The organism is Paenibacillus sp. TC-CSREp1 (assembly GCF_050171015.1).
GTDB lineage: Bacteria > Bacillota > Bacilli > Paenibacillales > Paenibacillaceae > Paenibacillus > Paenibacillus silvae.
The window spans coordinates 140,507-165,002 of record NZ_JBNOKM010000013.1 but is presented as its reverse complement, the minus strand read 5'-3'; the positions used below and the strand labels follow the sequence as shown (position 1 = coordinate 165,002).

The following is a 24,496-nucleotide window of genomic DNA, read 5'->3' as shown; positions in this document are numbered from 1 at the left end:
ACGATTGAATCAAACGAGCAGCCGTTTGATTTCAATCGTTTTTTTGTCGTTCTATGCTGCCTTCCTGCGCTTGGGATTCATGTTCAGTGATTGTTAAGAGCGTCCTTGTATAGTAATACAGAACGTAATCAGAAGTTTGAAGGAGGAGAAGGGTTGAAATTCTATCATGTCAATGCTGGAAGAGCTAAAAACGTACGGTGCACGTTATTGCTTGCACTCGTCATTGCCTTATTTACAAGCGTGAGTTATCCAGCTTCACCGGCACTTGCTGCAACAAGTTCAATTTCATTAAACCAACCTACAGATATCGAATTTTACAAGACGTCTGATGGTCAAACAGAGATGCTAATCGCAGACAGCGGAAATAATCGGGTGATTCGGGCTACACCGGAAGGCGAAGTACTATCAACGATGGAGGTCAATCATGTGACGGCAGTTACGATGGGAAACGATGGATTAATCTATGCTGCTGAATCAGGTGATCAATTACAGGTGCATATTTTTAACCCGGACGGTACAGTAAACGGATCACCTATCGAATTGAAAAATAAATATTGGATGGATTTTAGCCAAGGCGGGCAGCAAAGGTATATTCGAAATGTCTTGAGGTTCAAGCAGCACAACAGAGAAACGATAGGTGTAACCTATAGCGAGAACAACGTGGAAAATAATGTTACACAGAAAAGCACTACATTTGCCTATGGCCACCTGGACAATTCAGGCGGGGGAAGCATAGGTGATTTGAAAGAGTATTCCAGTGTAATCTCCGGTACGAACGAGACTGGACAAAATACCTGGTATTCCTATGCTAATGGAGTTTTTCTCTACCCTTTGGTTAGTATACAAAATTCAACTGACAAGCTTGGAGATCTGACACTGGATTTAACAAACAAACATTTATACGTTGTGAGCGAGAATAAAATTATGAGCACTGGTTACGAAGGGTATGTTTATCCTAATACTCCTGTGCTTAGCACTTGGGCAAGTGGAAACGAGACCTATCCTATTGACATCAGCAATCCAATTGCTTTTGAACCAGAAGGCGAGGTGTACATGGCTGATACAGCGAGAAATCGGATTGTAGTATTCAGTGCAGACGGAACAACTGCTCGTATTTTGGGGCTCAGCCAAGGTACCTCCACTAAACCGGCTGCTGGTGCATTTTCCAAAACAGTTAAGAAAGGACTTCCCGTAGAATTTACAACCACGGATTTTGCCAGTAACTATGCCGATTCTGAGGACCAGCCGATGACGGATATTCGCATCACGTCTCTTCCAGACAGCGGTAAATTACAGTTGCATGGTACGGACGTTGTGAAGGACCAGATTATTTCTGTTGCGGAATTAAATTTTTTAACCTATATTCCTTCTTCAGCTTTTACGGCAATCAAGACATCGTTTACATGGCAGGCCAAAAATGGAACGGTGTTCTCGGATAACGCAAATGTAACGATCATGCTTCGGATCAAAGGCGATGCGAATGGAGATGGCGTAATTACCCCGGCAGATGCCTTGTTAGTCAATAAATACATCAAAGGATTGATTACGTTAACACCAGATCAGATTGAAGTGTTGGACATGAATGATGATGGTGTACTTGATGCTAACGATACAGCCCTGATTATGGGCATTTACTTGGGGATCAATTCATAAAACCTGGGAAGGGGTGAATAGTTTGCAAAACATTAAAGGATATCTTTTTTTAGCAAAATACAAACGTTCCGTAAAATCGCTCTTGGCTATGCTGCTTATGGTGTCCATGATTTTCTCATGGCTTCCTCAGGCACAGGCCAGTGTAGATCCCGTAATTCATATTGGAGATGTATCCGGAAAAGAGGGAGACATCATCGAAGTGCCCGTATCCTATGATTCAAAGGGGATGAATTATTCTTTCTATCACTCTGAACTGTCCTTTGCCTATGACCCGGCAGTGCTTGAACTTGTGGATGGGGATGAGGTTGTGAACACCCAGGCCTATGCAAACTATCAAGGAATTAGCCTGACCAAAGATAAGTCTACTGCGGGCATCATTAAGATTATGATGACAACGCTGCAATTCATTGATGAATCTACGCCGCTGTATTCTCTTCATTTTAAAATTAAGGAAAGTGCAGCTGTTGGTCCTAGTTCAGTAACTCTGCATACAGGCGCACTGGTAGAAGAAGTTGACCCGCTTCAGGCAACTGGAGAAAACGGACAAGTTACTGTGCTGGCAGGGGAGAAAACGGTCGGTAACGCGGTTGTCTACATCGGATCTAGACAGGGAAAACCAGGTGACAAGGTAACCCTGCCCGTTGATACCGTGTCGCTGGATCAGCCGATCGGTTCTTACGGGATACGCTTAAAGTTCAATCCTGCTGCCCTCAAGGTGATGAATGTAACAGGTATTCGATCGGGAGTACAGCACAACGTGAACAATGAAACAGGATCGCTCATCGTGGGCTGGAGTGATGAGGACGGAGGGCGCAGTCCTGTTCCAGTATCCGAGGAGCCGCAGACACTGTTCAAGATTGAATTCACAATCGCCTCTGGTGCTGCGGCAGGAGAGTATCCGATACAGATCATTGATGCAACTATGCCTGAACATTTTACGGTGACGGATGTCGATGCCATTGAAATGAACAAGCAGTTTGTACCGGGCAGTATTACAGTTGTTGCCGCTCCGGTTACACCAACAACACCAACAACGCCAACCAATCCAGGTTCATCCAGCTCGGGAACTTCGTCCTCGGGTTCCACAACAACATCACCATCTGCAAGCACTCCTGAGAAAATCACGGTGAATGTGACTAACGAACGGAATATGGGTGCCATTGTTTCGGCAACGACTATCGAAAGAACAACTGGAGCAGATGGGCGTAAAAAGGATGAGGTGAACCTGACAGCTGAACAGATTTCACGAGCGATTCAGAGTTTGAAGCAGGCGGGCTCAAATATTGCTCGAATTCTGATTCCGGATGCAAAAAACGAGGTGTCCGAACTGAACGTGAAGCTTCCTGCCAAGTCTACCACATTGATGGCCGATGAGAAGATGAATCTGTATATCGAAACGGATCATGCATCATTGCAGCTTCCGGCGAGTTCTTTACAGGGACTAGGATCGGATGTATTCTTCCACCTTGTGCCGATCAAGGATACCGCAGGGCGTGAAGTGGTGAAGCAGCGTATTCAGAACGATCCATTGCTATTCCAACAATTAACGAATACAGCTGACTTCCGTCTTCTGGGTCGTCCAATGATGATTGAAACCAATATGAGTAGTCGTCCGGTGACTGTTGTACTGCCAATCACAGAACCGAATCTGACACCAAAGGAACTGGACAAGCTGCAAGTGTTTATTGAACATAGTGATGGAACCAAAGAACTGGTTAAGGGTAAAATCGTCAAATTTAATGGAACAGATCAACCAGGGATAGAGTTTGAAGTTACCAAGTTCAGTACATTTTCGATTGTCCATATTAATAATTCGAAATCAACCTCTTATATTCAAGGGTATGCGGATGGTACGTTCAGACCTAATCAGACCGTGCAGCGTGCCGAAATGGCCGCCCTTTTATCTCGTGTGCTCCTGCCTGGCAGCAGTGGGCAAATCCCCGTTGCTTCTTATAAGGATATGCCTTCTGCTAACTGGGCTAGTGATGCCATCACCAAGGTTTCACAAGCTGGCTTAATGAACGGTAATACCAACGGCTTTTTCTCTCCGGGGCGTTCTATCACACGTGCCGAGATGGCAGTAATTATTGATCGAGTTCTGAAAAAGGAAACAACCGGAATAACCGAAACTTCCGGTGCAATCGATGCTGCTTCTGACATTACACAGCATTGGGCTAAAGAGGCGGTGCAGCACGTATTAGCCTCGGGTATTATGAGTGTGTCAGAGCAAGGCAAGTTCCGTCCAGACGATGCCGTTACACGGGCAGAAACTGTGACCATGTTGAATCGTTTGTTAAACATTGAAGCGGCTGCGGAGAGTTCTCCGATGTGGAAGGATGTCCCTGCCAGTCACTGGGCGTATGGAGCAATCCAGGCTGCGTCCCAAAATTAGCTTGAAGCTTGCCGATTCTCTCAGTCTGTTCATCCATGGCAGATAAGTCTATTATGACGGAAGATACTTTGAAGGCATCCTCGGATGCCTTTTTTCCATCCTATATGTAGAACATTTGAAAAAGCATAGACAGTTTCAGGAGTGAGTGCGAAAATAACGCTAGATTGCTGTTTCCAAGATAGACGTTACTGGAGAAAGAGAGATGACGGTCATTCGAAAGGATCGATTTTTGTTATGGATCGGCTGTATGACTTTACTGCTCGCACTGGTCGTGCTGTGGCAGATTACATCTGCAGAGGAGAAGCCTCAAGCGAAAAAAGGTGTAATGGATCTAGCAGGTCTGCAATGGACCAGCCAATTTGTTATTCCGCTGGACGGGGAGTGGGAATTCTACCCGGAGCAGCTGCTCACGCCTCAGCAGATCCATCATACACGGGTACAGCCAATCATGATGCAGGTTCCGGGCAATTGGGACGACAGAAGTAACAGTCATGGATACCCTATGAAGGGTAAAAGTTATGGCACCTATCGTTTACTCGTGCGAAACGTACCTCAAGGAGAAGGGATGGCGATTGCCAAGCGTTATGTTCGCTTCTCGGATGCGATGTATGTCGACGGAAAATTAATCAATAGCTCCGGCATTCCGGGGGAATCGGCGGCTTCCTATGTACCGCGCAATGAGCCGTATATGGTCTACTTTCATCCTGAACGCTCAGAGATCGAAATTGTGCTGCAGGTTGCTAATTTTGATTTTCGCAGTGGCGGCATCTACAATTCGATTGATTTAGGCAAAGGGCGTTATATGGAGGCCAGAGCAATGATTCAATCGGGACTGGAGCTGCTGATCATCGGGATCGTAGGCATTTTCAGCTTATTGTTCTTCTATTTATATGTACGTCTTCATCGGGATCGAATTCAACTGCTGTATGCACTGTTTTTTATCGGTTATGCTTTGACCGTGGTGACCAACGGCGAGCGTCTGCTGCTGCATTTGGTGCCGGACCTTTCCTTTGAACTGGTCTATAAGCTGAAATACATATCTGTATATGGTTTATCTGTCATCACCAGCTTGATCACATTGAGGATTGCTCCCGATCCTGTGACGGGGTGGAGAAAATGGAGAATGGCCCCTAGTGCATTGCTGGTGCTATATCTTGCTTTAATTGCGATAACCCCGTTTCGGGTATATTCGTCTATACAGGAAGGAATGTATGCTGTTAATTTGTCAGCCTATGCGGTGGCTTTCATGGTGGTTCTGCTTCAGTACAGACGAACAAATGACGATAAACGGAGCCGTTCCGAGGCTCAGCTGCTCATTGTATGTATCTGGCTGATGCTGGTCAATTATATTCTGGGAGTTATTGTAACATTATATCCGGTCAGTCAAGTGCTGTTGAACTGCACCACTCTTGTGATTCTTGGCACATTTGCCATGCTGTTAATCTATCAATATGTGAAGGCTTATGCATCGATGCACCGGCTTGCACAACAGCTCCAGGTGGCAGATAAGGCGAAGGATGAATTTTTATTGCTAACATCACATGAATTAAACTCACCGCTGCACAGCATCATCCATCTATCCCGTTCTCTTCTGACAACGTCTATGAAACGAACGAATGAACGGGAGATCCGGTCCAAGCTTCAATTGATCCGCAATACAGCCTACCGCATGTCCAATCTGGTGAACGATCTCATCGATGTGTCAAGGTTCAGGGATGGCACCGTGAAAATTTCACTGGGTACCGTTGATCTGGTTTCGTGCCTTTCGCTGGTTACAGAGGTGCTGGGATTTCTGGCGTCGGGAAAGGAGATCGTTATCGTTCGCAAAATGGAGACAGATGCAAGGTACGTTGTAGCGGATGAGAACCGGCTGCTGCAAGTGTTATATAACCTGGTCTATCACATGATGGGACAGTATCATAACGGTGAATTGATTTTTACAAGTGAGCGGATTCAGAATGCTATTCGAATTACGTTACACATGAAAGCCGAGAGTGCATCTGGTTACTGGCCTGTGGCAGAGAGCCCGGGTATTGCTTCATCACAGATCGAACGTACATCTGCCGGATTGTCTGCGGCATTGGAGATTGTCAGTGCTATGCAAGGAACATTGACCATAAATGAAGAAGAAGCATGGATTGCCCTTGAGCTTCCACCGGCTGCTGATACCGACTTGAGTTTTTTAGAGGCGGCAGCTGCTGAGGAAATGACTGTAGGGGAGGAGAAAAGAGTGGAAGGCATGAGTTCAGCCCACGTATTGATTGCAACATCTGACCTCGTAGACCTGGAACAGCTGAATACATTGCTTTCTGCGGAAGGGTTTCAACTAAGCTTTGCGGACAATCACAGCAAAGTGCGTTCTATATTGGCTGGCGGCAGGCTGCCGGATCTTGTGATTCTGGATGCCATGCTTCCTGAGATCACCGGATATGAGATGTGTAGACAGATTCGTATGGATTCCAGCCAGGCTGAACTTCCCGTGTTATTTATTAACATGAGAAGCACACCAGCCGACATAGAAGCCTGCATTCAGGCAGGCGGTAATGATTTTATTACACGCCCTCTGGATGCAGGGGAGATTCTGGTTCGTGTCCATATGCTGCTTGGCATGAAGCAGCTTGTGAAGCAGGCGGCGAATAACGAGATGGCATTTCTGCGTTCGCAGATCAAACCCCATTTTTTATATAACGCGCTGGGTACGATTATGTCTCTTTGTTTTACGGATGGGCCCAAGGCTGGGGAGCTGCTGGGCAGCTTCAGTCGGTATTTGCGAATTTTATTTCATCTGGATAATACGGAAGAGCTGATTCCGCTTCGGCAGGAGATGGAGCTGATTCAGGCTTACGTTGAGATTGAACAGGAGAGATTCGGCTCACGGCTTCAGGTGGAATTGGATGTAGACAGCTCGCTCTATCCTTGCAAGGTGATGCCGCTGCTGATTGAGCCGTTGGTGGAGAATGCCATTCGGCATGGGGTCTCCAAAAAAATTGACGGTGGCAAGGTAACACTCTCCATTCGCAGACAGCAGGAGCGGGTTCGGGTAGTAGTGGAAGATGACGGCATAGGCATGTCGAAAGAACAGGCTACACTTGTGCTGAACCGAAATCATCCGGACCAAGGCATAGGTCTGCAAAATGTGCAGAGACGCTTGAAACACTTGAACGGCCAGGGGCCTGTCATTCAGAGTGAACTCGGTCAGGGGACAAAAATCAGGATTGAATTTCCTTATCAATAATAGAACAGGGGGACGGCGATGCTTCAGGCTTATTTGGTGGACGACGAGCCACATGCGCTGAATATGCTGGAAATGTTCCTGAATCGAACAGGAGAGGTACAGGTTGCTGGTCGCTGGATGAATGGTTTTGAGGCGTTGAAGGCACTCGATGATGTTCGTCCAGATATCTGGTTCGTGGATATCGAGATGCCGGGCATGAGTGGGTTGGAGCTCGCGGCTAACATTCATGAGATCGATCCGGAAGCGGTTATCGTTTTTGTTACGGCTTATGATCAGTATGCTGTTGCAGCATTCGAACATGAGGCATTGGACTATTTGCTCAAACCGATCGAAATGGGACGTTTATCTCGCACAATTGATCGCATTTCAAGAGAGAGGGAGAGAGGACACGAGAAGAAGGAGCAGATACAGAAACAGCAGCAGACGCAAGGGTTGATGAAATCTTTTATTTCTTCATCCGAAGATGCTATGAACAGACATGATTCTGGCAACCTTGTCGATAGAAACTGCTTATTTGTGCAGATGTTTGGAAAATTACGTGTAACGCCGACCAATGGAGATTCCGTGATGTGGCGCACCGCCAAGGAGAAGGAACTATTCGCCTACCTGCTGCTGCAAGATCCTAACGCCCATGCGGTTCACCGAGATCGGATCATTGAGCAGCTATGGCCGGACGAGCGGTATGAAAAGGCGAAAATTTATATGCACACCTGTGTCAGTCTGCTGCGCAAAAACCTAAAAAAGCTCGGTATGGAGCAGATGGTCAGTTACAGGAACGAGCATTATATTCTGGATAAGAACAGAATTCGTGCAGATGTCTATGATGTATTGGACGTTGTGCATCGTATGCAGCGTGAGGAGCATGTGCCGCTGGATCAGATGGAGCGGACCTTGCATATGTATCAGGATGAGCTTCTTGCGCAGGAAGATTATCCATGGGTGTACGAGCTTAGTCAGAGGCTGGAGCGAAATGTGCTGGAACTGATGTTAAGGCTCTCGGAGAAGCAGCTGGCGCTGGGCAATGGTAAAAAAGCAACAGAAGCAGCAGAGCGGGCTATGGTACATTCGCCTTATGAAGAGGAAGCTTATCGATGTGCGATGCAAGCCTATTTATCCTTGGGAAAGCATGATCAGGTGCTGCGCATATATCGTGATCTGGAAGCAAGGTTGCAGGAGCTGCACATTGGCCCCTCTATGGCGTCAAGACGATTATATGACCAGATTCGAATGTGAGGCTTGGCGTAGAAATCCCTTATAATACAAGGGAATAACCGACTTTCCTACAGATTATAGGGCTGCATGATCCATTCTAACGTGTCAGATGACAGCATGTCATCGGCACGTTTTTTTATTTTATGAAAACATTGACAATACGTTAACAATTCCAGGATTTCCCGTTTACAAATCACTCCTATAATTACAGAGGTGATAGGTCATTTTTACTATGAACGTGGATGTTTGGGGGGATGAGCGGACAAGCTCTCATATTGATGATATATGCAAGTGTACCGTGCAGGGAACAGCTTCATCAGGCAAGTATATATGGAGAAAAGAAGGGTGACAAAAACCAATGTCAATGAAAAAGGTGTTCGCAGCATCCGTAGTAGCCACCGCATTAACAACTTCTGTGGTTGGTGCAGTATCGGCTGCCCCCGCAGCCAAGCCTGTGGCTAGCACAACTCAGGTCCAAAACTCCACGTTTACCATAAACGGTAATCAAGTCATTGTACGTTCACTCGTGAAAAATGGTGAAACACTCATTGCTGTCCGCGACGTCATCAAAGCGATCGGAGCACAGGCCGAAATCGTAAACGGGGCGACTGTGATTCAGCTGAATGGTCACACGGTCAGCGTGCAGAACAAATCCAAGCAGCTCGAGGTTGACGGTACAAAGGTCAATCTGAACCAGCCCGTTGTTATCATTGGTGGAACAAGCTACGTCGCACTTCGTCCATTGGTATCGAGCGTAGGCGGAACCGTTGGCCTGAGAAACGGTCAGCTAGAGATTAGCACCATCGCTTTAATTGAAGGGGCAGAGAATCCTCGTTTTGCCGGAGCGGATCAGATGATTGTGTCCAAAAATGATGATCAAGGCAGAAGCGACTATCTCGTAAATACAGCTACGGGCAAATATGAACTGCTGCTGACGTCTGAAGGCGGTTCGGATCTGGTTGTATCCCCAAGCGGTAATCAAGCGGCCTATACGAATGCAGAGGGAGCCGTCTACGTTATCGATCTAAAAACGAAGGCCTCCAGGCTCATTACAAGTGATACAAGCATCAAGCCTGAGCTGGTCTGGTCCACAGATGAAAGCTCGATCTACTTCCTGCAAGGAGATAAAGGTTCGGTGATTGCGAATCTGAACCTGGCCGATGGCTCCATCAAGAAACTGGTGGAAGACAAAGTAGATTACAAAGAAAACCTGAATGTGTCTGTGAGTGGCAAACGCTTTGTGTACACAGTAACCACACTTGGTAAAGTGACATCGGATGCAACCAATGTAGATGAAGATAACGTATCCATTGACTTCTCAGCCAATCAACAGCAATTGTTTTCGTATAACAACGGTTCAGATAAACCCGAAGCGGTGAAGCTGACTACTTCTACGGATGATAAAGTATTTATTTATTCGGTAGACGGTCAGAAGGCTTATTACGTAAGTGTGCCGTCCGAGGATGGCAATGCTTCGCTGATGTCTGTAGATACATCCCAGAAACCAGTTACCGTGTACAACGAGCATGATGTAGAGCAGGCAGTTCTGTCAGGCGGGACGTTATATGTACTTGTTGCGCAGGATGAGAAAAACAGCGTGATTCTATCCATTGATACGGTAACCGGACAACAATCCAAGCTATACACGGTATCCTCTGATGTATCCTCCATCGTGGTGACAGGATCACAGATGGCTATTGTGGAGAACGGAAGAGTGCTGGTACAAGCTGGCGGCAGCTGGAAACCGGTTACGAAGTAAAAAGCAGAAGTAATAAGAGAAACTTCTAGATGAATGAAGTTGAGCTGAAAAATGATATCCAAAATGAAATGTACTAAAAATTATAATCGAACGTTAAATTCGAGAGGAGCTTTTTACAATGAAAAAATGGATTAAACCTTTCACAGCCATGCTGATGGCTGTATCCCTGGTTGGTGGACTTGGTGGTGCAATGACAGCATCGGCTGCCAAAAGCAATGAGAAAGGTAAAATTGTAATCAATGGTTCTTCTGCACTGCTTCCATTAACACTCCAGGCAGCAAGTGAGTTCAAGAAGGATAATCCAAAAGTAAAAATCTCCGCATCGGCTGCCGGTTCGGTGACTGGCCCGCAATCGGTACGTAAAGGCATTGCCGACATCGGTGCTGTAGACTGGGATGCATCCAAGGATGTGCCTGGCTTCAAAAAATTCGAAGGACAAGTGGCGAATCCGGTAGCCGTAACCGTGTTTGCAGCAGTAGTTAACTCCAACGTAGGTGTAACAAGTCTGACCACAAAACAATTGCAGGACATCTTCTCCGGCAAAGTAACGAACTGGAAAGAAGTTGGTGGTGCAGACGGTAAAATTGTTGTCGTTAACCGCAAGTTTGGATCAGGAACACGTGTTAACTTCCAGCAAAAAGCTCTGGACGGCAAAGACTTCATGAGCAAAGGGGACAACTACAAAGAAGTAGGTTCCAGCGGCGACATGAAAACAACCATTGAAACAACACCTAACGCGATCGGTTACATTGACCTGCCGTACGTAACAAGCAAAATGAAAGCTGTCTCCATTAATGGCGTAGCTCCAACAGAGAAAAACGTGCTGAACAAAACGTACAAAGTATGGGGCATTGGATACTACATGACCAAAGGACAACCAACAGGCGCAACCAAAGCGTTCATCGAATACATTCAAAGCAGCAAGTTCCAGAATGGTTCCCTGAAAAAGCTGAAATTTATTCCGCTTGCAGCAGTTAAATAAATCACCCCGCATTTCATAAGAAAGAGACAGCCAGCTTCCGCGCGTGGTCGCCAAGCTGGCTTCTCTATGTGAAAGGAAGAGTCCTCTATGATGGAAATGAATCCACCAGCGAAGAGTCCGGCTCCGAATGAGCTTGGCTCAAGCTTTGGCAGAGCGCCCGGCAAGGGAAGACGTTTTGACCGAAAAGCACGCCTCCGGTGGTCTAACCGAATGTTTCGCATCCTCTGTATTGCCAGCGCGGCATTTGTATGTCTCGTTCTGTTCTGTATTCTGGTGCTTATGCTGCGTACAGGTGTCCTGACCTTTGCTGATGTTTCGTTGAAGGAATTCTTTTTCTCTACCAACTGGGACCCGGAAAATGAACACTACGGTGCTTTAACCTTTATTCTGGGTACGTTTGCGCTCACTGGATTAACGATGCTGATGGCAATTCCTCTGTCGGTCATCATCGCTGTTTTTCTGGCTGAAATGACACCGAAATGGCTTCGTACCTTGTTGCGTCCTGTGCTCGATCTGCTGGTGGGTATTCCGTCTGTCGTGTATGGCTTTCTCGGCTTGACGGTGCTGATCCCCTGGCTGAGAGACTTGAGCGATCGTGATCTGGCAGATGGTCTGCTTGCCGCGTCTATTGTGCTGACGATTATGGTGCTGCCAACAATTAGCCGTATCAGTGATGATGCCATCTCCGCTGTACCGAACAAATACCGTGATGCGGCTTATGCGCTCGGAACGAATCGATTTCAAACGATTACCCGGGTCGTGCTGCCTGCAGCTAGAGGCGGTATTATGTATGCGGTCATTCTGGGGATGACACGTGCAATCGGAGAGACGATGGCGGTGGTCATGGTTATTGGTAACACAGCACAGCTGCCGAGCAGTCTGTTCACACCAACGGCGGTGTTAACAAGTAACATCGTCATGCAAATCTCCAGTGTGGAGTTTGATTCTACCTGGAATCATGGCCTGTACATGATGGGCTTTATTCTGCTTGCTATTTCGATCCTGATGATCGTTGCGGTGAGAATGCTGCAGAAGAGAGGGGGCCGTCACCTGTGAGCATGAAGAAAGAGGCGTCTCTAGCTCCAGCGTATTCCTTTGGCAAACGAAGAGCATCTGCTGCATGGATGGATCGGCTGTTCACCGGCGCAGTATGGGGTATCGGTATCCTTGTCATTTTATTTATTGTTGGACTTTTGTTCCTGCTGCTGCAAAAAGGCCTGCCGATGCTCAGCTGGGATTTCCTGTACGGTGTGCCGAGTGAGATTGAGGAAGGGGGAGGTATAGGCCCGGCACTGTTCAACTCGTTCTATGTGCTTTTCCTATCCCTTCTGATCTCGATCCCGATCGGACTTGCAGCCGGAATCTATCTGGCTGAATTTGCGCCAAACCATAAACTCATCGAGATTGTACGGATCTGTGTGGAGGGGCTGTCGTCTGTGCCATCGATTATTTTCGGTTTATTCGGGATTGCGCTGTTTGTGGAGTATTTCGAGATCGGTCTGACGATTCTCGGAGCTGCAGTCAGCCTTGCTTTCCTGAACCTGCCCGTGTTGACCCGGGTAACGGAGGAAGCGGTCCGCGCTGTGCCGACTGAGCTTCGAAATGGCTCGTTTGCACTGGGGGCAACGCATCTGCAGACGATTCGTAAGGTCATTTTGCCTGTAGCTCTGAACGGCATTATGACAGGCATCTGTCTGACTGCGGGCCGTGCGTTTGGTGAAAGTGCGGTAATTATCCTGACTGCGGGCGTATCGACATCCGGCGAGATGTGGGATTTCAATCTGTTATCCCCAGGAGGAACACTGGCTGTGCATCTATGGTATATCCAGTCCGAGGCCATTGTGCCGGATGCGGAGCAGATTGCTCAGAAATCTACGGCGGTGCTTATCTTTGTCGTGCTGCTGATCAACATTTTGTTCCGTGTGCCGCTGTGGTTCAATTCTCGCAAAAATAAACTTTGAGACTCAAGGGAGTACATTCTAATTCATGGCCAGGAGGATACCTCGTGCAATCCATTATCGAAATCAACAAACTGAATTTGTTTTACGGCACCTTTCAGGCGCTGAAGCAGGTTTCCATTGATATCCCGGAACGGGCGATAACAGCATTTATCGGTCCATCCGGCTGTGGCAAATCGACCTTGCTGCGTACGCTGAATCGTATGAATGACCGGATACCCGGAACACGCATCGAAGGGACTGTGGCTGTCGGTGGAACGGATATTTATAGCGGTGACGTTCATGTGGAGACATTGCGCAAGAAGATCGGTATGGTTTTTCAGTCGCCCAATCCTTTTCCGAAATCCATCTACGACAACATAGCATTCGGACCAAGACAGCACGGGATTCATGGCAAAAAAAAGCTGGATGAGATCGTGGAACGCAGTCTGCGCTCCGCCGCTCTCTGGGACGAGGTCAAAGACAACCTGAAGCGCTCGGCACTTAGTCTGTCTGGTGGACAGCAGCAGCGTCTTTGCATCGCTCGCGCTTTGGCGGTCGAACCGGATATTCTACTAATGGATGAGGCGACAGCTTCACTTGATCCGGTATCCACCTTCAAGATTGAAGAACTGACGCATGAACTGAAGGAGCGTTATACCATTGTGATGGTTACGCACAACATGCAGCAGGCTGCGCGTGTCTCCCAGCAGACCGTGTTTTTCCTGAACGGTGAAGTTGTGGAGTATTCAGCTACGAAAAGCATGTTCTCCGAACCTGTCGATGCGCGAACACGGGATTATATTAGCGGTCGATTCGGGTGAGCTGAGGTCGTTTCGATGAATTCATCGCAGAACGTGTGGAGCAGAGGAAGCCCTTCAGATATGACTTGAAGGGCTCTTTTGTCATTTACATTCGTGGGAGCAGCAAGTGCTGTGAAAATCTCATTTCATAGATAAATACAACCGATATAATTAACTGGAACTACAATACTTTGCTTGGGAGTGGATCATCATTAAATTCTGGATGGTTGTGCCTTCAGATAAGGCGATGGGAATCAGACTTGAATCATTTGAACGGGATAATAAAAGAATGGAGGCTTATTTTGACGGGGAGAGTGAATATTGGGAGCCGCCCGTATTTGTAACGCAGCGAAAGGGCAATAAAAGTGATTGCATGGAATATTCAATTACTTTTTTAGTATTCTCAAAAAGGGCAAAAGAGGTGCTCGCTCCGTTAATCGGTAAGGATGTCGAGTTTTTGCCATTGATCCACGCTGACCAAGAGATGTTCGCTGTTAAGGTGAACCGTATACAAGACTTTATCGATAGGAGTAATCCTGTTGAGCGAAAGATCGGATATGGTTTTTTCTCAGAATACGTACATATCCTGCCGGAGCGCATTGAAGCAGACGCACACTTGTTTTGTTTACCACAGCATCACCACCTAAGATTTTTTGCAACAGATACATTTAAAAAAGTAGTAGAAGAGAATAAATTAAAGACTTTTGAATTTATCGAGCTATGGGATACAGAAAATACAGAAGAAATGCGAAAAGAACGTCTAAAAACATACGATACATATTATGCAGGCATTGAAGCAAGGCGACAGGTTTCCTATGAGACCGCAAGAAGCAACGTTGAATTAGGAAACATTTGTCGTCATGATGATCACATCTTAATGCAGAACGGCGACCAATTTCTAATCGGAAAAATACTCGATAACGAATCGATCCAATGGATTGGTCCCAAGTACATCCCGCCGATCTTTCTAGGGTGGCAATGGTACGTGTACGAGTCTTCTGAGCTGGCGAGAGTACAACAGGAGTATTTTGCGGAGGTTTCTTACAAGGTTAACGGGCCTAAAGGCAACAAGGTCTTCTTCAAGGACGAACATCTAGAACAAGGTATCCGGTCAGAGCTTCAAGTGTTTAAAGAGGATTTGACGGATATGAATCTTCTGGAGTTAAGGAATATATTTCGTCATTACATCAAAGGACCCGTGTATCATCTGGATGGTATTCAGTATGCCAAAAACCTGCAAGGTTACAGCGTGGAAGAAAATCCAGATTTCGATCTTGCCGAGCTGCGCTATCTTCCTGAGAGTGTAGCGTCATTATGTATCAACAATATGGAATTGAGTAGCATGTCCGATTTGAACAGGTTAACCCATCTCTCCAACTTGGAATTAATTCACATTGAAAATAACAACTTGGTAGATCTATCCCCATTACAGACGTTTCCTCATCTGCACTGGATCAGAGCAGATTACAACCAGATTCAGGATATCACGCCACTTAACCAGCTTACGAATTTGCGTGATCTGATATTGAGTCATAATCCGATCAAGAATATTCATTTGTTGGAGTTACCAGAGCTTCGGAACTTGCATATTGAGGGAGTGTTTACGGAAGATTGGGGATTTTTGCTAACACAATTTCCTAAACTGGAGAGTGTATGGATCTCTGAGAGTGGTATGTCAGAGGCTTCACGCAAAAGTATACGGGCTGTCATCAAAAGTAAAAAATTTGAGATCGAATGGATTCTTGCTGGTGGAGGTAGCAGGAGGTATAACAGAAAGAGATAGAAACTTTTATGAGTTATATTTCGATCCCCTTACCCAAAGAAATACCTTGCAGCAGCGATTTACGGCAATGACGGTTTCATCCATGATATGATTAAACATGTGGATGTACGTTAAGCATGGAAGTAAATCGTAGAGGATTGAACGAACATGAACAAAACGGAGCGACAGCTCGCAATTACGCTTGAATTACAACGAACGAAGCTGATCAGGGCGGAGGATCTGGCTTCTCAATTCGAGACGAGTGTACGCACAATATATCGGGATATCCAGGCATTAAGCGAGGCTGGTGTTCCCATCGCAGGAGCTCCTGGTCACGGATATTCACTGATGGAAGGATATTTTCTTCCTCCGGTCAGCTTTACAGCAGAGGAAGCGGTGTCCCTGCTCATGGGAGCCCGATTTATCGAGCAGAGATGGGATGCTGCTTATGGTATTCAAGCCAAGTCTGCACACCGCAAAATTGAAGCCATTTTACCTGAAAATGTGCGTGAAGCGTCAGCGCGTGTTCAAGAAACGATGCGTGTGCTTTATCCTGCCGAGCCGGATACTGCAACCCACGTTAAAACGTATCTTCACGACATACGTCATGCAATTCTGGAACAACGTAAAATCAGCTTTACCTATGTGAAAAATCTGCCCGAAACGGATGGTAAACGCTCAACGCAGCGTGTCGTTTCTCCATATGGACTTAGCCTTGTGCGGGAGCATTGGATGCTGGTTGCAAAATGTGATCTGCGGGAGGACATTCGTCATTTCCGTTTGTCCCGCATGTCTGAGCTTGCTGTGCTGGAGGATGCATTTCTGCTGCCCCCGGATTTTGATCTGAACCGTTATCAGCCACGGGATGATCGGGATGAGCATGTGCTCATTCGTGCAAAAGTCGAAGTGGCTGACAAGATTAGAGAGTTACTTCATTTTTATATAAATAACGTACAGGAGCATGGGGAGGGTATTCATTTTGATTTTCGTGTCCGCCATCCCGAAGAAATCATGCATCATTTATTAGGACTGGGTGGAGATATCGAGGTAATCAAGCCGGAGTCTCTGCGTAATCGTATGCGAGAAATCGCAAGTAATATCCTGAAACACTACTGACATACTCTTGTCAGGAGCCCCTCTATATACTGGAGCTATTCAGAATGAAGAGGAGCTGTTTGAACGATGAGAACTACGAGTGAAGTGCTGCAGTCTTTTGAGACGTCCGTAAAGAAATATGTAGCAGAATTGAATACATTGGATATGGAGGATTTGCTTCAAAAGGAAAATGAAGAAGAGTGGTCGATTGGACAGATGTATATGCATCTGATTCAATCCGCGCTGTTTATGCATTTGCGTAATAGTGAGCATTGCCTCGCTAATAACGAGAACACGGTACATGCTGATACGGAAAAAACAGAGCTTGGCAGAAGGTTGTTCGAGGCGGGGCAATTTCCTCCAATCCGTGTTAAAGTACCAGCTTCCCCGCAATATACACCGCAGCCACCTGAAAGCAAGGAGCAATTGGTGGAGGGACTGCAACAGGTGGTGGAGCAGATGAGGCGTGTAGCGTCAGTTCTTGACGAAGTGTCCGTGTCCACAAGCCGGAAAGTATCTCACCCAAGGTTTGGAGCGCTTGACGCTGAGGAGTGGTTTGTGTTGATCGACATGCACTACAAACATCATTTTTTACAATTGGATCGGTTGAAAGGCAATCTGGGAAAGTGATTAACTTACCTTACACCTGCTCATGTATAGATGAGACATATAGCGCATTACACTTCTAAAAGACATGGAGAGTTAAATTAGGTGTGGAATAGAACATAGGCAGGGGTATGCGAATACAGAACAAATACAAAGACAAAGACAAATGCTAATACTAATGACTAGTGGGACGACAGGTATAGCATTAAAAACAAAATTCAATAACAAACTACCGCAATATAGAGCCTATAGACCGTTTATAGGTTCTTTTTTCGTATAAAATAATAAACGGTTGCGCTTGTTATACTCTATTTTTCTGGATGGACTGACTGGGTTATCCATTTAGGTTTAAATTGAAGGCGAGAAGCTAATACATGTTGGATAAGTGGTTTTGAAGTGGCGCTGTATGCTCTCTTGAAAATCAGTACAAACAAACCGATAAATAAAGGTGAAATAAGATAAAAGGTAGTCAGCACAAAATGAGATAAATTAGATTTGACCGAATAAAACACAACTAAATTGGTCGAGAGGAAGAATCCTATGACTACGCAGAATACCAATCCCAAAGTAGACGCATATTTAAGCAAAATCAAAACGTGGAAGGAAGAATCCGTGAAGCTGAGGGAGATCATTTTGGATTGTGATCTGACCGAAGATTACAAATGGATGCATCCATGCTACACGCTGAACGGGAAAAACGTAGTACTAATTCATGGTTTTAAGGAGTACTGTGCCATCATGTTTCTTAAGGGCTCTCTGCTGAAAGACCCGCATGGTATCCTGATTCAGCAAACGAATAATGTACAGGGAGGCCGCCAGATTCGTTTCACTAACCTGGAGCAGATTATCGAACAGGAAGATATTCTGAAAGCCTATATTCGTGAAGCGATCGAAGTCGAACAAGCGGGTCTGAAAGTGGAAAAAAAGGAAGTAGAACAATTCGCTGTTCCTGAGGAACTTCAGCAGCAATTCGATGCCAACCCTGCATTTCAGACAGCATTTGAAGCACTAACCCCTGGCCGCCAGCGTGCGTACCTGTACCACTTTTCACAGCCAAAACAATCCAAGACCAAAACATCCCGCATTGAAAAATGTATGCAGCCCATCATGGAGGGTAAAGGATTGAATGATTGATAGATACTCCGAACGCTAACGATCCCCAGAGAGCTTATTTGCCGGATTTTTCGTGTGATAAAATTCTAACGATCCTGAGAAACGCTATTTCAGCCAAAATGGGCTCCAAAGCCTGAAAAATGCCTGAATTCGTCAAAATAAGGTCCGTACGGATCGTTAGATTTTAAAACTGCCCAAAACGGGGTAAATAGCGTCTCCTGAGATCGTTAGAATTTTTGAAATACCAAAAGGCCATTCCCCGTCGTCCGCATGACGTATAGGAATAGCCTTTTATTGTTTTGTGGGTACTTTTGACAGGACCGCATGATTATTTTACAGGTTTCTACAATCTACATTTTGTTAAGAATAATCATATCCCTCGCCTGTGATATTACATTTTTGAAGACACCATAGCACTATGTTAATTACAAGGAGATGCTTCATGATTCGAACCTACCAATACTATGCTATCTTTAACTTTGCTGAGGATGGAATAAACGTTTCGTTCCCTGATCTGCCAGGTTGCCTTACCTATGGTCATAGCATTGAAGAGGCATTGATCATGGCAAAAGATGCGCTAGAGTTATATCTGAACGGAGAGCCCGTGGAAGAGCTCCCGCCTCCTCAGACCATGCCTCAGTTATTGAATCCCAATGATAAAGCATACTTGATCGAAGTGAGCATTCATTATTATGGACGTGGATCTGTACAGGATATAGGGAAATAACTTGATTTTTACCGATTCTACTCTAACTCTGACTCTGACTTAATTCTTCTTACTAATTAATGCTGACCTCACCACACCGCGTTAAGAACCTCATCTACCTCATTGATGTGTGTGACGGATGGGTTCTGGATCAGATTGCCTTTGACCATAACCATTGACATGTTGGATAAAGCTTCGATTTGTTCTAGCGGATTATAATCCAGTACAATCAAGTCGGCATGTTTGCCGATATCCAACGTACCTGTCACTTCGTCGATCCCGAGAATTTTAGCATTGTTGCGAGTGACCATGTCGATGACATCTTTATTAGTCAGTTTGGTCTGTTTCATATAATGATCCATCTCTCTCCACAAATCGTAGTGACTCACGTAGGACATGGCCGCATCGTTTCCGATTCCAATAGTAATGCCGTTGTCTATGGCCTGTTGCACTCCTTTGAGCATGGAGTCGTAGACCAGTCTGGCGTTTTCTTTGACAGTAGCACTTAACTTGGTCACACTTGGATCGAGCGAAGCGGATGGATAAGCGGCTTGCAGGGTAGGGATCACTGCGGTGTAACCGTGAAGGGCCTTGGGGTTATTTTTATACAAATGAATAATCTCGTCATCCATCTCAGCCCCATGCTCAATTGTATCCACACCCCCTTGAAGCGCAACGCGCACACCTTCCGTGCTCTCCACATGCGCGGCAACCTTCATCCCGATCTTGTGCGCTTCATCGCAGACCGCTGCGACCTCGTCCACCGTCATTTGCAGACGCCCAGCTTCGCCAACCATTTTGGCATCCGTTACACCGCCCGTCACACAGATTTTGATCCAGTCCACACCGTTCTTCACATTAATCCGTGTATTTTTGCGCATTTCCCAAGGCGAGTCACCCACCAGTGCCAAGTAAGGAGCACCATGTCCACCCGTCACACTCAGGAAAAATCCCGAAACAAGCAGATTCGGACCGACCCACTCCCCGCGGTTAATCTCATCCCGCAGCTGCACATCGGTATAAAAGAATTCGCCCACACTGCGCATCGTTGTCACACCCGCATGAAGTGCGGTAAGTGCGTTACGTTTCATGCGTTTCTTCAAAATATTTCGACCGAATCGGGTATTCAGAACCCGATGATAGGCAAAATCCAGCAATCCTTCACTGACGGAGAGGGTGAGCGGTTTGCCATCGGCAAATAGATGCACATGTGCGTTAATCAGCCCAGGCATCACATATTTTCCGGTAAGGTCGATTGTTGTGTAGTGACTAGGGATATTCAGCTCCTGATCTGGGGCGATATTCTCGATAAGTCCTTGTTCGTTGATGAGAATCGTCATGTTGGGCTGCAGATTACGGCTGGCGTCGCCGTGGATCAGATGCACGTTTTTCAAAGCGTAAGCGGTGTTCATAATATGTTCCTCCTTGGGTGTAGGTGGTGTTGCATGATGTTACATGCTGAATCAGTTGAGTGATGCGGTTCTGTACTATTTGGTTTCTCTATGCAAAGTATTCTTGTAGTCTAAAAATGAATTAATAATTCATTTTTGGGTTAAAAAAATAGATGGACTTGCCTGTGCTTATTTTTTTGCGTGCAAACCAGGGGAAAGTACAACTGATCTGCACGCTGTGCGACGCGTAGTGATCTATGGTAAAAGTGGAATTTTGCTTTGTAGTGATCCAGCAGTATTCCTTATTCGTTCAAGCTTTTCATGCCGTAAAGTCGGTATATATACAACGCGTCAAAGATTTGCTTGCGGCTGTCCTCACTCATGTCTCGTTTCAATAAGTCCAGATTCATGTCGATGACGTTATGTGCCAGAATGTTCAGCAGAATCAGGTTCTCCTCGGTGCCGATCTCATAGTGTTTGTATCGATTTTTGAGATAGGCTTTCTTCGTGTCGATCATCAGCTCGACCAGCTCGTTCTTGGCGTTGGTGTAGATGGTTCCTTTATTCTTTTCAAAGATGATGATGATCTGATTCCTATACTTCCGTAGCACATCTACCTGCTCCTGCATGAGGACGGATCGCTGCTCGCTATTCGTTTTCTCAAACGCGCTCTGGTTATCAAAATGAATCGTCTCCACCAGTACCTTTTTCAGATATTCCACCAAATCCGGCGGAACCACGGCGTAAAAAAGCTCCTTCTTATTCTTGAAATAGGTATAGATATTGCCGACCGATATATTGATCTCATTCGCAATATCATTCATCTTGGCATCCGCATAACCCTTCTCAAAAAAGACCTTAAGCGCCGCGTATTCAATCTCTTTCCTGACTTCGTCTTTCTTGGCCTGCACCATCGGGAACGACTCCTTAAAAGTGAATGAATGATTCGTTATTAGGATAGACCTTTTTGGAGGGGGTGTCAAATGGGGGAGATGGATTTGGTGTGAAGACTAAATTTTCTCAAATTCTTCGCCGATATGTATTTTATTATGCTTAGAAGAAGACGTACAAAAATGTAGTAACAAACCTAGTCCAGAATCAAAATTTTTAATTAACACATCGCATGGTGATTAACATAGAGGGGGAAACGATGAGAGAGTATTTTACGCAAAAGGAAATGTTAGATCATGTAGGGAAACTACAAGATAGAGAACGACAAAAAATAACTTCAATGGGGCTCAGTAATTGGGTTCTTTTTGTAACTATCGCAACATTAAGTTATTTTCTGTTTCCAGGAATAAATTTAATGAGAGCAAACCTGTCATATACAATTCTTAGTTATGTACTTTTTTTAAATTTAGCTATTGCTTTGTTTGATATTTTTAATTCAAGATTTAGACAAACGAAAATCGGGGTTTTTAGAAAATTATCTGAAAGTGGAAATATGGCTAACAGTCAAGTAATTCTGAGAGATTTTGAATTTCTCTTAGTTTTTATAAGTTTTATTTTGAATGTGGCTGTAACTTTTATGTACCCAATCTATATAGTTGTTTTGAGTCCATTCATTTATAGGAATTTTTGGAATCTGTTCGGTATAGTATATTCTTCATCTAAATGGCTACCAAACATCTGGGGAAAACTAATAGGATTCGAGCAAGAAGATGTATCATTGAACACTGAGGAAATAAAAATAAATGATGATCAATTAGGAAATACAGAAGCTAAGAAATATTCGAAATGGAAATTTTTCTTATTATTTTTATCGATAGTTCCTTTTTTGTATAACTTTTTAATGGATAATCTTACTGATCTAGACCTTAAGCTTAACTTGTATGGATTCATATTAGTCTTAATTACTTTATTGATTCAATTTTTATTTGTAATATTTTCAAAGAGAATGAAAATTGGATGGCTTGAATCATTTGAAAGAGAAATTATACAAAATAACCTATCTGCATCAACGATAAGATCAAGGTTAACCAAAGAATACTATAACTTAAGTAATATTGATGACTATTTCTAGTTTATGTAAAACTAGAGTCCTTGATTGCTACATATGTTTAGAATTTTTTGATTGACAAATTCCAACATATAGCTTGAAAATATATCAAAATATGCTATAATTTATTTACTTCATATTTTAGATATGAAGGTCGGAGATTGTTGTCAATCTGTTTATGAACAATTCTTGAAAGTGTAATAAGAAACTGTTCTCAGTTGATAGCTGGTCGGTAATCATGAATGTAATTAACCAGAGTACAATCATGGTCACTGAACATCCCTCCTTAACTATTATAACATAGTTGCTAATTCGGGAAATTTGGGTAGTTGGATTTAGCGTGCACTCATTTCATTATCGCAACTAAATACAAGTTTTCAAGCTATACCTGCCAGCTAAGGGATACTACCCCCCGTGTTGGCAGGTATTACGCTTTTAAAGGAGGAATTAAATGGAACTTCAGAAATGGAAGGAAAAAAATAAGCACAGAAGAAACTACGCCCATTTCGACTCTAAGATTTCTTTAGATAGGGTTTGGAGCTATATCAACAATCCCAAAAAGGTCGCGAAACATGGGTTTTATCCTTTTATACATTATACGATCACTTTCCATAAATTTAATAAAAAGAAAGGTAAGGTAAAAAAGAATCGTGAAATTTATTACTCTGGACACAGAGATCGATACATATATCAATATTACGGATTTAAATTAAATCAGTTATACAATGCAAGAGTAAAGTCGGATAATATCGATGATGCGGCAATAGCGTATAGAAACAACATGCATAAAAATAATAATATCCACTTTGCTAAGAGAGCTATTGATTTCATTAAAGACCAAAATGAATGTTATATAATTATCGGTGATTTCACCAAATTTTTTGACAGCTTAGATCATCTATATTTAAAGAAAATGCTGTGTAATTTATTGGGAGAAGAGCGTTTACCAAAAGATTATTACGCAGTTTTTAAGAATATAACAAGGTACTCAAAGTGGGATCTTAAAATCCTCCTGGAACTAAACGGATTAAAAAATGATGTAAAAACCTTCAATAAATTAGAGTATGCTGTCCCACCGCAAGAATTTAAAAAGTTAGTCAAAGAATATGCAGAATCAAATTCAAATGATTTTGGAATACCACAGGGTTCGGCAATAAGCGCAGTCCTTTCAAATATATACATGTTAGAATTTGATAAATCAATTAATGAGTTTGTGAAGAAAAATAATGGATTATACATGAGATACAGTGACGATTTTATAGTTATACTGCCTAAAGAAGATTTGAATAAATTTCAGAAGAAATTTCAATTTATTAATGCGATTATCAATAACACTCCTAATGTTGACTTAGAACCAGACAAAACACAAATCTTTGAATATGATAAAGGTAAATTGATAAGCTCTAATGAAAAAGTATTAGATAATGTTATGAATGGAAGCAATATTATGAATTATTTAGGCTTTTCTTTTGATGGAAATAATGTTGCTTTGAAAGATAAGACTATTTCTAAATATTATTATAGAATGTATAAGAAGTTGAATAATATCATTGCTAACGATGGTGTAACCAAAAAGGGGAATAGAGTGAGTTTTAAAAACTTATATTTAATATATTCTATTAAAGGATCTGAGAAGGAAAGAGGAAATTTCATATCATATGTAAAAAGAGCAGAAAAAATCTTTACTAGTGAGAGAAAAATAGGAACAGTAAAGAGGAGACACATGCAAAAAATAAGAAAAAAAATAAACAAGCTAAGATAATAAGTGATATCTAGAGTAATAGGTATTCGATCTATAATTACTTAGTGATACGTCTTTGCGTACCACACTTTTCTAATACGTATGTTACC

Annotated in this window: 18 protein-coding genes; 16 read left to right on the top strand and 2 right to left on the bottom strand. The window is 44.1% G+C overall.

Going from position 1 to position 24,496, the window contains the following annotated elements; all coding sequences use genetic code 11:
• The first annotated feature begins 153 nt into the window (after positions 1-153).
• The 14 genes from ACQSGY_RS20560 (at position 154) to ACQSGY_RS20495 (ending at position 19,276) form a co-directional block, all read left to right on the top strand.
• The gene (locus ACQSGY_RS20560) at positions 154-1,653 is read left to right on the top strand and encodes a dockerin type I domain-containing protein (protein ID WP_427180344.1); all 1,500 of its coding nucleotides are present in this window, start codon (positions 154-156) and stop codon (positions 1,651-1,653) included.
• 22 nt (positions 1,654-1,675) lie between these two features.
• Positions 1,676-4,045 (top strand): S-layer homology domain-containing protein, encoded by a 2,370-nt coding sequence (locus ACQSGY_RS20555; protein ID WP_427180343.1) that lies wholly within the window; start codon positions 1,676-1,678, stop codon positions 4,043-4,045.
• Positions 4,046-4,247: 202 nt separating this feature from the next.
• Positions 4,248-7,280, top strand: coding sequence for a hybrid sensor histidine kinase/response regulator (locus tag ACQSGY_RS20550; RefSeq protein WP_427180341.1), 3,033 nt, complete (start codon positions 4,248-4,250; stop codon positions 7,278-7,280).
• An 18-nt stretch (positions 7,281-7,298) separates the two neighbouring features.
• Positions 7,299-8,513: a response regulator gene (locus ACQSGY_RS20545; RefSeq protein WP_427180339.1), complete on the top strand. Its 1,215-nt coding sequence runs from the start codon at positions 7,299-7,301 to the stop codon at positions 8,511-8,513.
• Positions 8,514-8,856: 343 nt separating this feature from the next.
• Positions 8,857-10,251, top strand: a complete 1,395-nt coding sequence (locus ACQSGY_RS20540; RefSeq protein WP_427180337.1) for a stalk domain-containing protein — start codon at positions 8,857-8,859, stop codon at positions 10,249-10,251.
• A 118-nt stretch (positions 10,252-10,369) separates the two neighbouring features.
• On the top strand, positions 10,370-11,233 hold the full coding sequence (locus tag ACQSGY_RS20535; protein ID WP_427180335.1) for a phosphate ABC transporter substrate-binding protein: 864 nt from the start codon (positions 10,370-10,372) through the stop codon (positions 11,231-11,233).
• A gap of 87 nt (positions 11,234-11,320) precedes the next feature.
• Positions 11,321-12,289, top strand: a complete 969-nt coding sequence (pstC, locus tag ACQSGY_RS20530) for a phosphate ABC transporter permease subunit PstC (RefSeq protein WP_427180333.1) — start codon at positions 11,321-11,323, stop codon at positions 12,287-12,289.
• Between the two features lie 2 nt (positions 12,290-12,291).
• Positions 12,292-13,194 carry a phosphate ABC transporter permease PstA gene (gene pstA / locus ACQSGY_RS20525; RefSeq protein ID WP_427180455.1) on the top strand — a complete coding sequence of 301 codons (903 nt, stop codon included), beginning with the start codon at positions 12,292-12,294 and terminating at the stop codon, positions 13,192-13,194.
• Positions 13,195-13,238: 44 nt separating this feature from the next.
• Positions 13,239-13,994: a phosphate ABC transporter ATP-binding protein PstB gene (gene pstB, locus ACQSGY_RS20520; protein ID WP_427180332.1), complete on the top strand. Its 756-nt coding sequence runs from the start codon at positions 13,239-13,241 to the stop codon at positions 13,992-13,994.
• Between the two features lie 226 nt (positions 13,995-14,220).
• Positions 14,221-15,756: a leucine-rich repeat domain-containing protein gene (locus ACQSGY_RS20515; protein WP_427180330.1), complete on the top strand. Its 1,536-nt coding sequence runs from the start codon at positions 14,221-14,223 to the stop codon at positions 15,754-15,756.
• A gap of 147 nt (positions 15,757-15,903) precedes the next feature.
• Complete coding sequence (locus tag ACQSGY_RS20510) at positions 15,904-16,851, top strand: helix-turn-helix transcriptional regulator (protein WP_427180328.1); 948 nt, start codon at positions 15,904-15,906, stop codon at positions 16,849-16,851.
• Positions 16,852-16,917: 66 nt separating this feature from the next.
• The gene (locus ACQSGY_RS20505) at positions 16,918-17,460 is read left to right on the top strand and encodes a DinB family protein (protein WP_427180325.1); all 543 of its coding nucleotides are present in this window, start codon (positions 16,918-16,920) and stop codon (positions 17,458-17,460) included.
• Between the two features lie 516 nt (positions 17,461-17,976).
• Entirely contained in the window at positions 17,977-18,570 is a 594-nt protein-coding gene (locus tag ACQSGY_RS20500; protein WP_427180323.1) for a YdeI/OmpD-associated family protein, read from the top strand.
• Between the two features lie 421 nt (positions 18,571-18,991).
• On the top strand, positions 18,992-19,276 hold the full coding sequence (locus ACQSGY_RS20495; protein WP_427180322.1) for a type II toxin-antitoxin system HicB family antitoxin: 285 nt from the start codon (positions 18,992-18,994) through the stop codon (positions 19,274-19,276).
• A gap of 68 nt (positions 19,277-19,344) precedes the next feature.
• Here ACQSGY_RS20495 and ACQSGY_RS20490 read toward each other — a convergent pair whose 3' ends face one another.
• Entirely contained in the window at positions 19,345-20,667 is a 1,323-nt protein-coding gene (locus tag ACQSGY_RS20490; RefSeq protein ID WP_427180320.1) for an amidohydrolase family protein, read from the bottom strand.
• A 281-nt stretch (positions 20,668-20,948) separates the two neighbouring features.
• The gene (locus ACQSGY_RS20485) at positions 20,949-21,560 is read right to left on the bottom strand and encodes a TetR/AcrR family transcriptional regulator (RefSeq protein WP_427180317.1); all 612 of its coding nucleotides are present in this window, start codon (positions 21,558-21,560) and stop codon (positions 20,949-20,951) included.
• 236 nt (positions 21,561-21,796) lie between these two features.
• Here ACQSGY_RS20485 and ACQSGY_RS20480 point away from each other — a divergent pair, with 236 nt between their 5' ends.
• A complete protein-coding gene (locus tag ACQSGY_RS20480; protein WP_427180315.1) occupies positions 21,797-22,669 on the top strand; it encodes a hypothetical protein in 873 nt (290 codons plus the stop codon).
• A 427-nt stretch (positions 22,670-23,096) separates the two neighbouring features.
• Positions 23,097-24,407: a reverse transcriptase domain-containing protein gene (locus ACQSGY_RS20475; RefSeq protein WP_427180314.1), complete on the top strand. Its 1,311-nt coding sequence runs from the start codon at positions 23,097-23,099 to the stop codon at positions 24,405-24,407.
• Positions 24,408-24,496 lie beyond the last annotated feature (89 nt).

Excerpts from the sequence above, each read along its gene's own strand:
- ACQSGY_RS20550 (WP_427180341.1), top strand. The coding sequence starts at position 4,248 with ATGACGGTCATTCGAAAGGATCGATTTTTGTTATGGATCGGCTGTATG.
- ACQSGY_RS20545 (WP_427180339.1), top strand. The coding sequence starts at position 7,299 with ATGCTTCAGGCTTATTTGGTGGACGACGAGCCACATGCGCTGAATATG.
- ACQSGY_RS20540 (WP_427180337.1), top strand. The coding sequence starts at position 8,857 with ATGAAAAAGGTGTTCGCAGCATCCGTAGTAGCCACCGCATTAACAACT.
- ACQSGY_RS20535 (WP_427180335.1), top strand. The coding sequence starts at position 10,370 with ATGAAAAAATGGATTAAACCTTTCACAGCCATGCTGATGGCTGTATCC.
- pstC (WP_427180333.1), top strand. The coding sequence starts at position 11,321 with ATGATGGAAATGAATCCACCAGCGAAGAGTCCGGCTCCGAATGAGCTT.
- pstA (WP_427180455.1), top strand. The coding sequence starts at position 12,292 with ATGAAGAAAGAGGCGTCTCTAGCTCCAGCGTATTCCTTTGGCAAACGA.
- ACQSGY_RS20515 (WP_427180330.1), top strand. The coding sequence starts at position 14,221 with ATGGGAATCAGACTTGAATCATTTGAACGGGATAATAAAAGAATGGAG.
- ACQSGY_RS20510 (WP_427180328.1), top strand. The coding sequence starts at position 15,904 with ATGAACAAAACGGAGCGACAGCTCGCAATTACGCTTGAATTACAACGA.
- ACQSGY_RS20505 (WP_427180325.1), top strand. The coding sequence starts at position 16,918 with ATGAGAACTACGAGTGAAGTGCTGCAGTCTTTTGAGACGTCCGTAAAG.
- ACQSGY_RS20500 (WP_427180323.1), top strand. The coding sequence starts at position 17,977 with ATGACTACGCAGAATACCAATCCCAAAGTAGACGCATATTTAAGCAAA.
- ACQSGY_RS20495 (WP_427180322.1), top strand. The coding sequence starts at position 18,992 with ATGATTCGAACCTACCAATACTATGCTATCTTTAACTTTGCTGAGGAT.
- ACQSGY_RS20490 (WP_427180320.1), bottom strand. The coding sequence starts at position 20,667 with ATGAACACCGCTTACGCTTTGAAAAACGTGCATCTGATCCACGGCGAC.
- ACQSGY_RS20485 (WP_427180317.1), bottom strand. The coding sequence starts at position 21,560 with ATGGTGCAGGCCAAGAAAGACGAAGTCAGGAAAGAGATTGAATACGCG.
- ACQSGY_RS20480 (WP_427180315.1), top strand. The coding sequence starts at position 21,797 with ATGAGAGAGTATTTTACGCAAAAGGAAATGTTAGATCATGTAGGGAAA.
- ACQSGY_RS20475 (WP_427180314.1), top strand. The coding sequence starts at position 23,097 with ATGGAACTTCAGAAATGGAAGGAAAAAAATAAGCACAGAAGAAACTAC.